Raw genomic sequence first — 11,655 nt, forward strand, 5'->3', positions numbered from 1 at the left:
AGCGAGTTCGACGCCATCTTTGTCGGGGCGGGCCACAACAGTCTGGCATGCGCCGCGCATCTGGCGCTCAAAGGCTGGAAAATAGCGGTTTTCGAACGCAGCGAAAAGATCGGCGGGGCAGTGCGGACCGCCGAATACACGCTTCCCGGCTTCCGGCACGATTTCGGCGCGATGAATTTGAGCCTCTTTGCAGGCTCCGCCTTTCACCGGAAATATGCAAATGAATTGAATAGCCACGGGCTGGAGTTCGCGCCGGTGGCCGATTGTTTCGCCAGCGCCTTCCCCGATGGGAAATGGTTCGGCGTCAGCAACGACCTGGAAAAGACCGCATCGCGGCTGGCCGCCTTCTCGGCGGCGGACGCGGCCACATGGCGGAAACTGGTAGGCGCCTTCCCGGGCGAAGCTGAGCATCTGTTCCGGCTGCTCGGATCGCCGATGAGCGCAAGGGCGCTGGCCGGCACGGGCTGGAAACTCTGGCGCAAGAAGGGTCTTGCCGGCGCGCTCGATACCGGCCGGCTGCTGCTCTCATCGCCGCGCGGGTGGCTGGAGGAAAATTTCGAGACGCCGCATGTCCGCACCACGCTCGCGGCCTGGGGCATGCATCTCGACTTCGCGCCCGACATCGCCGGGGGCGCCGTCTTCCCCTACCTGGAATCGATGGCCAACCAGAGTTTCGGCATGGTGCTGGGCAAAGGCGGTGCCGACACCATCATCCATGCCCTGGCCGGCATGGTGAAGGCGGCCCGTGGCCAGATCACGACCGGCGCCGATGTCGCCGAGATCATGGTTTCCGGCGGCAGGGCGACCGGGGTGCGGCTGGCATCCGGCGAAACGCATGTTGCGACCAAGGCCCTCATTGCCGGTGTCGCACCGAAAGCGCTGCCGGGCAAGCTGCTGCCCAATGGCTCGGGCGACGCCGGTTTTGACGCTGCGATGCAGACATTCCGTCATGCGCCGGGCACGATGATGATCCATCTGGCGATGGACGATCTGCCGGACTGGAGCGCCGGCGCCGAGCTTCGCCAGTTCGCCTATGTGCATCTGGCGCCGTCGCTCGATGCCATGTCGCGCACCTACCAGCAGGCGATCGCCGGCCAGTTGCCCGACCAGCCCGTGCTCGTGGTCGGCCAGCCGACGGCCGTCGACCCTTCGCGGGCGCCGCAAGGCAAGCATGTGCTGTGGGTGCAGGTGCGCATGCTGCCGGCGGAGATCCTCGGCGATGCCGCGGGCAAGATCGCGCCGGCGCAGTGGGATGCCGTCAAGGACGCCTATGCCGAGCGCGTGCTCGACATCATCGAGAGCTACGCGCCCGACCTGCGACAGAAAATCCTTTGCCGCGCGATTTTCTCGCCACTCGACCTCGAGCGCGAAAACCCGAACCTGGTCGGTGGCGACCAGATCTGCGGCAGCCACCATCTGGCGCAGAATTTCCTCTTCCGCCCGGCGCGCGGCTTCGCGCGCTGGAACACGCCCGTCGCCAACCTGTACCTCACCGGAGCCGCGACATGGCCCGGCGCCGGCACGGGCGCGGCCTCCGGCTTCATGCTCGCCCAACAGCTGGGAGGAAACTAGAATTCCGGGACGGGAAGCGCGCGGTTGCCCGGGTGCCTGAACAGACGGATCGATGACGCCGCGCAAATTAAAGACAACCAACAAGGGGAACGACCATGACCATCAACAGACGCGACTTGCTTGGATATGGCGCCGCCGCGATCGGCGCGGCGACGCTTGGCCTGCCGAGGGCGGCCAAGGCGGCCGACGAGCTCACCATCGCCTACAACGTCAACCTGCCCTCCTGGGATCCGACGACCGGCCCTTCCGCGGTGAACCCGACCATTCAGGGCCTCTACCAGTCGGTGTTCGACCAGATCATCGGCCAGAAGCCGGACCTCTCCTTCACGCCGGGACTGCTCACCGAATGGGGCTGGAACGACGACCGCACCAAGGTGACGATGACGGTGCGCGAAGGCGTCAAATGGCATGATGGCTCGCCCTTCACGCCGGAAGACGTGGTGTGGTCGCTGACCCGGGCCGGCGACGAGAAGACCGGCAACCCGATCCAGTTCGTCTGGAAGAACGTCAACAATTTCAAGATCGACGGCAACAAGATCACCGGCGACGTCGTCCAGTTCGATCCGGTCTATTTCAAGTGGATGTCGTTCCTGACCGGCTACATCCTGCCGAAAGCCTATTACGAGAAGGTCGGGGCCGAAGGCTTCGAGAAGGCCCCGATCGGCACCGGGCCGTATATGGTCGACAAGTTCGAGCGCAACGCCTTCCTGCGCCTGAAGGCCAATCCGCATTATTGGGGCACGAAGCCGGCCTTCGAGAATGTGACGATCAAGTTCGTCACCGATGCGGCGAGCCGTGTCGCCGAGATCGAGTCGGGCTCCTCGCAGGTGACGCTCGAAATCCCCTATGAGGAGTATGACCGGCTGATCGCCAAGGACGGGCTTGCCGGCTCGATCAAGAACGTCTCCGACATCGGCATGATCTTCTTCAACGACATCGAGGCGATGCTGGACAAGAACGTCCGCCAGGCGGCCGTGATGGCGGTCGACAAGGAGCTTCTGGTCAAGCGCCTGCTGCGCGGCTACGGCCAGCCGATCGCGACGCTGGAGACGCCGGAATACACGGCCTTCGATCCCTCGATCAAGGTCGAGCACAACCCGGAGAAAGCCAAGGAATTGCTAGCCGCCTCGGGCTATTCGACCAAGAAGCCGGTCAAGTTCACCATCCAGACCACCAAGGGCTTCAAGCCCAAGGACTATGAGATGATCCAGGCGATCGTCGGCATGTGGCGCAAGGTCGGCATCGAGGCCAAGATCGAGGTCTATGAGATCGCCAAGCATTACGAGCTGCGCGCCGCCGACAAGCTGGCGCCGGCCGCCTTCTACAATTGGGGCAACTCCATCGGCGACCCGACCACCTCGACCGGCTTCGCCATGTACGGCCCGAGCCCGCATTCGGTTTGGGACAGCAAGGACCTGATCGACATGATCAACCCGCTCTGGGGCGAGAAGGACGAGGCCAAGCGCATCGCCGGCTGGAAGGCGGTCGACAAATACATCGCCGAGCAGGCCTATGTGCTGCCGCTGATCCAGTATGCGCAGCCGATCGTGCATTCGAAGAAGGTCAATGTCGTGCAGCATGTGTCCGGCGCGTTGCTGCCGGCGCTGATGACCCCGGCCGCCTGATCGAAATGAGGAGGCGCGATAGCGTGCCTCCTTCAACGACGCAGCCCCCTTATCCGGCCCTTCGGGCCACCTTCTCCCCCAGGGGAGAAGAGGCCGCCGACGGCTGAGCCAGCCTCTTCTCCCCACCGGGGAGAAGGTGGCCGCGAAGCGGCCGGATGAGGGGGAGTCCGTTCAGAGTGATTACGCACGCATGCTGCTGCAGAGATTCCTCGTTCGTCTGTTGACGATGCTGGTGACGCTGTTTGGCGTCGCCATCGTCGTCTTCGTCGTCATCCGGGTCGCGCCAGGCGATCCGATCGCCATGATGCTGCCGCCCGGCGCCAGCGATGACGACATCGCCCGGCTGCGCGCGCTCTACGGGCTCGACAAGTCAATCGTGCAGCAATTCTTCATCTGGCTCGGCGGCGTGCTGCATGGCGATTTCGGCACCTCGATCTCGCTGCGCCAGGACGTGCTCGGCCTGGTCTTCGACCGGCTGCCGGCGACGCTGGAGCTGGCGACCGTGGCGCTGCTGATGGCGATCGCGCTCGGCGCCACCGCCGCGATCCTCGGCGCGCGCTCGCGCGGCACGGCCATCGAGGCCGGCATCGACATCGTGAGCGGCGCGACGCTCTCCATTCCCGATTTCCTGTGGGGCCTTGTGCTGATCCTTTTGTTCGGCGTGCTGGTGCCGGTGTTCGACATTTCAGGCCGGGTGTCGCCGCAGCTCGATCTGCCTTTCGTCACCCAGTTCTATCTGGTCGAGAGCATTCTCAGGCTGCGCTTCGACCTCACCTGGGACCTGCTGAAACACATGCTGATGCCGGCCGTGGCCTTGGCGCTGCCGCTGGCGGCGATTATCGCGCAGTTGCTCAAACAGTCGCTGAAGGAGGTGCTCGACCTCGACTATGTCGTGCTGGCGCGTGTCAAAGGCTTTTCCGAGACGCAGGTCATCCTGCGCGAGGCGCTGAAGAACGCGGCCCTGCCGACGCTGACGCTGGTCGGCGTGCAATTCACCTTCCTCATCGGCGGCACCGTCATCGTCGAGCGGCTGTTTTCCTATGAAGGTCTCGGCAATATGGCGATCGACGCCGTCATCAACCGAGACCTGCCACTGATCCAGGGCATCGTGCTGGTCTTCGCGCTGCTCTTCGTGCTGATCAACCTCGCCGTCGATATGATGTATGCTCTGCTCAATCCGAGGCTGCGCCATGGATGAGGCGCGCGTTGCCCGGCGCCGTTTGAGCCCGAGGCTGTGGCTGGCCGGCGGTTGGCTTGTGCTGGCGATGCTCGCGGCCATCTTCGCGCCGCTGCTCGCGCCGCAGGACCCGCTGGCGCAGGATTTGATGCTGGAGCGCCTGCCGCCCTTCTGGCTGGACGGCGCCGAGCCCGGCTATTGGCTGGGCACTGACAGCCTGGGACGCGATCTGTTGTCGCGGCTGATCTTCGGCGGCCGCATCGCCTTCATCGTCGCCTTCGCCGCAGCGACATCCGCCTGCCTCATCGGTTCGGCGCTGGGGCTGATCGCCGGCTATTTCGGCAACTGGGCCGACCGCATCATCTCGCGCATCGTCGATGTGTGGATGGCGTTCCCGCCGGTGCTGTTCGCGATCCTGCTGGTGGCGGTGTTGGGCACGGGGCTCAGCTCCGTCATCCTCGCCATCGCCATCATCGACTGGACGCGCTTCTGCCGGGTGATCCGCGCCGAGGCGATGAGCCAGGCGCGCATGGATTATGTCGAGAGCGCGCGCATCGCCGGCTATGGCCGCATCGGCATCATGCTTCGCGAAGTGCTGCCCAATGTGCTGCCGTCGGTGGTGGCGTTGCTATCGCTGGAGATGGGCATCGCCGTCATCGTCGAGGCGATCCTGTCCTTCGTCAATCTGTCGATCTCGACCGACGACCCGACCTGGGGGAGCATCATCGCCGAGGGCCGTCTGTCGATCCACCAGGCGTGGTGGGTGCTGGTGTTCCCGCTGATCACGCTGATCCTCACTGTGCTTTCCTTCAGCCAGTTCGGCGAAGCGCTGAAGGCGCGCTTCGATCCGGTGCTGCGATGAGCGCGTGTCTGGACATCCGCTCCTTGAGCGCCGTGCTGCCCAACGGCCAGCGCGTGCTGCGCTCGGTGTCGCTCGCCGTGCAGCCGGGCGAGGTGCGCGCGCTGGTCGGCGAGAGCGGTGCCGGCAAGACGATGATCGGCAAGGCGGTGCTCGGCGTGCTGCCGAAAAGCGTGCGCATCGTCGAAGGCGAGATGCTAATCGAGGGCGAGGACCTCGGACGCCTCGATGCCAAGGCGCGGCGGACCCTGATCGGCGCGCGCACGGCTCTGATCCCGCAGGATCCGCTGACCGCGCTCAACCCTTCGCGCCGCATCGGCGCGCAGATGACCGACCGGCTGGTCCGCATCCTCGGCTGGAGCGGCGAGCGGGCCGACAAGCGTATCCGCCAGTTGCTCGACGAGGTACAGATCCGAGATCCTGAACGCGTGCTGAAAAGCTATCCGCACGAATTGTCCGGCGGCATGCGCCAGCGCGTGCTGATCGCGGCGGCCTTCGCGGCGGAGCCCAGGCTGATCGTTGCCGACGAGCCGACGACGGCGCTGGACGTGACCGTGCAGAAGCAGATCCTGCGGCTGATCGCGCAGCTGCAGCGCGACCATGGCACCGCGATCCTGTTCGTCACCCACGATCTCGGCGTCGTTGCCAAGATCAGCCAGAAAGTGTCGGTGCTCTACGCCGGCAAGGTGGTGGAGGAGGCCGAGACCGCGCAGCTCTTCGCCGCTCCGCAGCACGCCTACACACGGGCGCTGATCGCGGCGACGCCGCGCTACACCGATCCCTACGCCTCGCTGAAGCCAGTGGATGAAAGCGTGCTTGCCGGGCTAACGGCCGAAATCGCAGCCGCCGACAAGGATTGGAGGCCCAGCCATGGCTGAGCCGCTGTTTTCCGTGCGCGGGCTGAAAGTGGCGCTGCTGGACATGACGCGCAAGCCATTGATCGGCCGAGCGCCGCTGGCCGAGATTCTGAAAGGGCTCGACTTCGATCTGCCCAGGGGATCGGTGACCGGCATCGTCGGCGAGTCCGGCTCCGGCAAGTCGACGCTGGGGCGCGCGCTGGTCAGACTGCTCGAACCCAGCGCCGGCTCGATCGGCTTCGAGGGGCGCGACATCAGCCAACTTTCGGAGGCTGAGCTCAGGCCGCTGCGCCGCGACTTGCAGATGATCTTCCAGGACCCGATGTCGTCGCTCAATCCGCGCCACACGATCTTCAACATCATCGCGGCGCCCTTGAGGCAGAACGGCCTCGGCGACCGGCTGAAGGAACGCGTCGCGGAAGCGCTGCAGCGCGTCGGCCTGCCGCAGAATTTTGCCAGCCGCTACCGCCACGAATTGTCCGGAGGCCAGCGGCAGCGCGTCGGTATTGCACGGGCGCTCGCTCTCTCGCCGAAATTCGTGTTGGCCGACGAGATCGTCTCCGGCCTTGACGTTTCGACGCAAGCGCAGATCCTGACGCTGCTGGAAAAGCTGGCGGCCGAGATGGGGCTGACGGTCGCTTTCATCAGCCATGATCTGTCGGTGATCCGGCGGCTCTGCCAGCAGGTCGTCGTCATGCGCGAGGGAAGGATCGTCGAAGCCAGCGCCACCGACGCGCTGTTCGACAATCCCAAGGAGACCTACACGCGCGACCTGCTCGCCGCCATTCCGCTGCCGGAGATCGATCCGGACTGGCTGCGGCTCAAGGCGCCGGCATGAATTGAGTTTTAAAATCCGCACGCCGACCAGCGGGCCTCGGATGTGCGCTAGGACAAGCAGGCTCGCCAATGGAGGGTGACATGAAATACGCAGTCCAGGCAGCGGTCCTCGCGGCCTCCTTGTCCGGCGCAATGGCAGCCGCATCGGCCGCGGGCACGACCATACCGGCATCACCGTGCCCGACATGAAACAGGCCGTCGACTTCTTCACCGATGTCGTCGGCTGCAAGAAGGCGATGTCGTTCGGACCGTTTGCCGACGACAAAGGCACCTTCATGCAGGATCTGCTCGGCGTCGATCCGAAGGCGGTGATCGAGGAGATCACCATGGTGCGCTGCGGCACCGGGTCGAACATCGAATTGTTCAAATACACCGCGCCCGACCAGAAGGATTTGACGCCGAAGAACAGCGATATCGGCGGCTTCCACATCGCCTTCTATGTCGACGACGTCGCCGCCGCGAAGGCTTATCTCGACGGCAAGGGCGTGAAGACCAGACTGGGACCGCTGCCGGTGAAGGAAGGCCCCGCGGCCGGCCAGACCATCCTCTATTTCCAGGCGCCCTGGGGCCTGCAGCTGGAAGCGATCAGCTACCCGCAGGGCATGGCCTATGAGAAGGGGGCGGAGACCGTGTTGTGGAGCCCCAAGGATCCGAGCAAATGACCTCAACCGCCCGCGCCCAAACCATGGTTCAATTATAAAACTTTAAGCTTGAAATAATTGGCCCCTGGCGCAATACTGACAGCCGGAACCGCTGGTCCCATCCGGCGGTTCCGGACATCTTATAGAGTTCACGCAATTCCGGACGGAAAACCGCTACGCACTTTTCCTGGAATTGCTCTAGAGGAGATCGCAAGACATGAAGGTTGCGGTTCTCGGCGGCGGACCGGCCGGCCTCTACTTTGCCATCTCGCTGAAGCTGCGCGATGCCGCGCATGAGGTGACGGTCTATGAGCGCAACCGCCCGGACGACACGTTCGGGTGGGGCGTGGTGCTGTCGGCGGAGACGCTGGAGAACCTGACCAGGAACGACCCGGTCAGCGCCGTCTGGATCAAGAAACATTTCGCCTATTGGGACGACATCGCGGTGATCCATGACGGCGTGCGCACCGTTTCCTCCGGCCACGGCTTCTGCGGCATCGGCCGCAAGCGGCTGCTGATCCTCCTGCAGCGCCGCGCTCGTGAGCTCGGCATCAAGCTGCAGTTCGAGACCGAGATTTCCGATCCCCGGCCCTTCATGGAAACGCATGACCTGGTGGTTGCTTCGGATGGGCTGAACTCCAAATCCCGCGCCACTTTCGCCGATGTGTTCAAGCCTGACGTCGACACACGCAAATGCAAGTTCGTGTGGCTGGGCACGACGCAGAAATTCGACGATGCCTTCACCTTCATCTTCGAGAAGACGGAGCATGGCTGGGTGTGGGCGCATGCCTACCAGTTCGACAGCGAGACCGCGACCTTCATCGTCGAATGTAGCGAGCAGACCTGGAACGCCTTCGGCTTCGGCCAGATGACGCAGCAGGAATCGATCGCGGCCTGCAAACGCATTTTTGCAAAGCATCTCGGCGGCCATCCGCTGATGACCAACGCCAACCACATCCGTGGTTCGGCCTGGATCAATTTCCCGCGCGTGCTGTGCGAGCGCTGGTCTTACAGGAACCTGGCGCTGATGGGCGATGCAGCGGCGTCGGCGCATTTCTCGATCGGCTCCGGCACCAAGCTGGCGCTGGAAAGCGCCGTGGCGCTGGCGGACTATGTCGAGTCCGAGCCGGACCTGGAAGCGGCCTTTCGCAAATATGAGGATGCGCGGCGCACCGAAGTGCTCAAGCTGCAATCGGCGGCGCGCAACTCGCTCGAATGGTTCGAGGAAGTCGAACGATATCTCGGTTTGGATCCAGTTCAGTTCAACTATTCGCTGCTCACCCGCTCGCAGCGCATCAGCCACGAGAACCTTCGGATGCGCGACGCCGAATGGCTGGCGGGCGCCGAGGAATGGTTCCAGCGCAAGGCCGGCGCCGGCGGCAACATGCTGCGCCGCGCGCCGATGTTCGCGCCGTTCAAACTGCGCGACATGACGCTCGCCAACCGCATCGTTGTTTCGCCGATGGCGCAGTACAAGGCGGTCGACGGCTGCCCGACCGACTGGCATTTTGCTCACTATGCCGAGCGCGCCAAAGGTGGCGCCGGGCTGCTCTATATCGAGATGACCTGCGTTAGCCCGGAAGGGCGCATCACGCCTGGATGCCCGGGCTTCTACAAGCCGGAGCATGAGGTCGCCTGGAAACGGCTGGTCGATTTCGTCCATGCCGAAACGGAGGCCAAGATTTGCGCCCAGATCGGCCATTCCGGCGCCAAGGGCTCGACCCGCGTCGGCTGGGAAGGAACCGACGTGCCGTTGCCTTCCGGCAACTGGCCGGTGATGGCGCCGTCGGCCGTGGCATGGTCGCCGCAGAACCAGGTGCCGAAGGCGATGGACCGCGCCGACATGGACATGGTCCGCGACCAATTCGTCGCTTCGGCTCAGATGGCCGGGCGTTGCGGCTTCGACATGCTGGAGATCCATGCCGCGCATGGCTATCTGCTGTCGGCCTTCATCACGCCGCTGACCAATCGGCGCACCGACGAGTATGGCGGCTCGCTGGAAAACCGCATGCGCTATCCGCTGGAGATCTTCCGCGCGGTGCGCGCGGTGTGGCCGTCGGAAAAACCGATCTCGATGCGCATCTCGGCCAATGACTGGGTCGGCATCGAAGGCGTGACGCCGGCGGACGCCGTCGAGATCGCAAAGCTGCTGCGTGAAGCCGGCGTCGATCTCTGCGACGTCTCGGCCGGACAGACGTCCATCGCCGCCAAGCCGGTCTATGGCCGCATGTTCCAGACGCCGTTCTCCGACCGCATCCGCAACGAGGTAGGCATGGCGACGATGGCGGTCGGCAACATTTACGAGCCGGACCATGCCAACTCGATCCTGATGGCCGGCCGCGCCGATCTTGTGGCGCTGGCAAGGCCGCATCTTGCCGATCCCTACTGGACGCTGCATGCGGCGGTGACGCTCGGCGACCGCGGCGTCAAATGGCCCGATCCCTATCTGCCGGGACGCGACCAGATCTACCGGCTGGCGGAGCGCGAAGCGGCAGCGGGGCTGAAGGTATGAGCGCCGCGCGGGCAATCGAGGGCAAGCACGCGCTGGTCACCGGCGGCGGCTCCGGCGTCGGCAAAGCCATCGCGCTGGCGCTGGCGGAAGCCGGTGTGGCGGTTACCATCTGCGGCCGGCGCGAAGCGGCGCTGGCCGATGTTTCGAAGGGAAGCGACCGCATCTTCGCCATCGTGGCGGATGTCACGAATGAAGCCGAGATGACGGCCCTCCACGAGAAGGCGCAAGCCACGCGCGGACCGTTCGACATCGTCGTCGCCAATGCGGGCATGGCCGGCAGCGCGCCGGCGCACAAGACGTCTTTGGCCGGCTGGCAGCGCACGCTCGACGTCAACCTCACTGGCGCCTTCCTGACGGTCAAGCCGGCGCTGGCCGGCATGCTCGCGCGGAAGGCAGGCCGTATCGTCTTCGTCGCCTCGACCGCCGGGCTGAAAGGCTATGCCTATGTCGCGCCCTATGTGGCCGCCAAGCATGGCGTCGTCGGGCTGATGCGCGCCTTGGCCGCCGAGACCGCCAAGTCGGGCATGACGGTCAACGCCGTCTGTCCCGGTTTTGTCGAAACCGACATGCTGGAAGAATCCGTCCAACGCATCGTCGAAAAGACCGGGCGGTCGGCAGCGGAAGCAAGGCAGAGCCTGTCGGCGACGAACCCGCAGGGACGCTTCATCCAGCCGGACGAGGTCGCAGACACGGTGCTGTGGCTGTGCAGCGATGCGGCGCGATCGATCACCGGACAGGCAATCTCCATTTCCGGAGGCGAGACATGGTAGCGGGACCGACCTCCACCGGGCCGGGCAAGGAGAGGCTGCGGTTGTGGATCCGACTGCTGCGCGCCTCGCGCACCATCGAGGCGGAGCTGCGCGAACGGCTGAAGAAGGAATTCGACACCACGCTGCCGCGCTTCGACGTGATGGCGGCGCTCTATCGCGTGCCGGAAGGGATGCTGATGAGCGACCTGTCGCGCTTCCTTCTGGTCTCGAACGGCAATGTGACGGGCATCGTCGACCGGCTGGTTTCGGAAGGGCTGGTGACGCGCGCGCGCCGCAACGGCGACCGCCGCACCTCGATGGTGCGGCTGACCGAGGAAGGCAGCAAAGCTTTCGCGAGGATCGCGGCCGTGCATGAGGGCTGGGTCGGCGAGCTGCTCGGCGATGTCAGCGAGGAAGAAGCGAAGCGGCTCACCGGAATGCTGAAATCGTTTCGCAGCAATTGGGAGGGACGCGAATGAGCGCCATGGCAAAGCTCAAGCCGAAGCATTTTCTCTGGGAGGTCGAACGCAAAGTCGCGAAAATCCGGCTCGACCGCCCTGAGCGCAAGAACCCGCTGACCTTCGACAGCTATGCCGAGCTGCGCGACACGTTTCGCGACCTGGTCTATGCCGAGGATGTCGATGCGGTCGTGTTCCTGCCCAATGGCGGTAATTTCTGCTCGGGCGGCGATGTCCACGACATCATCGGACCGTTGATTAAGATGGACATGAAGCAGCTGCTGGCCTTCACGCGCATGACGGGCGATTTCGTCAAGGCGATGCTGAATTGCGGCAAACCCATCATCTCCGCCGTCGACGGCGTGGCT

At 64.6% G+C, this 11,655-nt stretch carries 10 protein-coding genes and 1 pseudogene; all 11 read left to right on the top strand.

Translation table 11 applies throughout. The features are described from left to right. Positions 1-1,572 (top strand): NAD(P)/FAD-dependent oxidoreductase (locus tag EOA27_RS06775; RefSeq protein WP_245491040.1); only part of this gene is annotated, 1,572 nt, incomplete at its 5' end. A 95-nt stretch (positions 1,573-1,667) separates the two neighbouring features. Then, positions 1,668-3,197, top strand: coding sequence for an ABC transporter substrate-binding protein (locus EOA27_RS06780; RefSeq protein ID WP_126079665.1), 1,530 nt, complete (start codon positions 1,668-1,670; stop codon positions 3,195-3,197). 190 nt (positions 3,198-3,387) lie between these two features. Next, positions 3,388-4,395 carry an ABC transporter permease gene (locus EOA27_RS06785; protein WP_126079666.1) on the top strand — a complete coding sequence of 336 codons (1,008 nt, stop codon included), beginning with the start codon at positions 3,388-3,390 and terminating at the stop codon, positions 4,393-4,395. Continuing rightward, a complete protein-coding gene (locus EOA27_RS06790; RefSeq protein ID WP_126079667.1) occupies positions 4,388-5,236 on the top strand; it encodes an ABC transporter permease in 849 nt (282 codons plus the stop codon). Before EOA27_RS06785 ends, EOA27_RS06790 begins: the two co-directional genes overlap by 8 nt. Beyond that, positions 5,233-6,111 (top strand): ABC transporter ATP-binding protein, encoded by an 879-nt coding sequence (locus tag EOA27_RS06795; protein ID WP_126079668.1) that lies wholly within the window; start codon positions 5,233-5,235, stop codon positions 6,109-6,111. Before EOA27_RS06790 ends, EOA27_RS06795 begins: the two co-directional genes overlap by 4 nt. Then, positions 6,104-6,928, top strand: coding sequence for an ATP-binding cassette domain-containing protein (locus tag EOA27_RS06800; protein WP_127255801.1), 825 nt, complete (start codon positions 6,104-6,106; stop codon positions 6,926-6,928). The genes EOA27_RS06795 and EOA27_RS06800 overlap by 8 nt, the downstream gene beginning before the upstream one ends. 80 nt (positions 6,929-7,008) lie before the next feature. Beyond that, a pseudogene (locus EOA27_RS06805) lies at positions 7,009-7,589 on the top strand (VOC family protein). Positions 7,590-7,785: 196 nt separating this feature from the next. Then, positions 7,786-10,080, top strand: a complete 2,295-nt coding sequence (locus tag EOA27_RS06810) for a bifunctional salicylyl-CoA 5-hydroxylase/oxidoreductase (protein ID WP_126079671.1) — start codon at positions 7,786-7,788, stop codon at positions 10,078-10,080. Continuing rightward, complete coding sequence (locus EOA27_RS06815; RefSeq protein ID WP_126079672.1) at positions 10,077-10,850, top strand: SDR family NAD(P)-dependent oxidoreductase; 774 nt, start codon at positions 10,077-10,079, stop codon at positions 10,848-10,850. Before EOA27_RS06810 ends, EOA27_RS06815 begins: the two co-directional genes overlap by 4 nt. Continuing rightward, positions 10,844-11,308, top strand: a complete 465-nt coding sequence (locus tag EOA27_RS06820) for a MarR family transcriptional regulator (RefSeq protein ID WP_126079673.1) — start codon at positions 10,844-10,846, stop codon at positions 11,306-11,308. The genes EOA27_RS06815 and EOA27_RS06820 overlap by 7 nt, the downstream gene beginning before the upstream one ends. Further along, on the top strand, positions 11,305-11,655 hold a 351-nt coding region (locus EOA27_RS06825), incomplete at its 3' end, for an enoyl-CoA hydratase-related protein (protein WP_189561972.1). The genes EOA27_RS06820 and EOA27_RS06825, both read left to right, overlap by 4 nt.

The organism is Mesorhizobium sp. M2A.F.Ca.ET.037.01.1.1 (assembly GCF_003998075.1).
Taxonomy (GTDB): Bacteria; Pseudomonadota; Alphaproteobacteria; order Rhizobiales; family Rhizobiaceae; genus Mesorhizobium.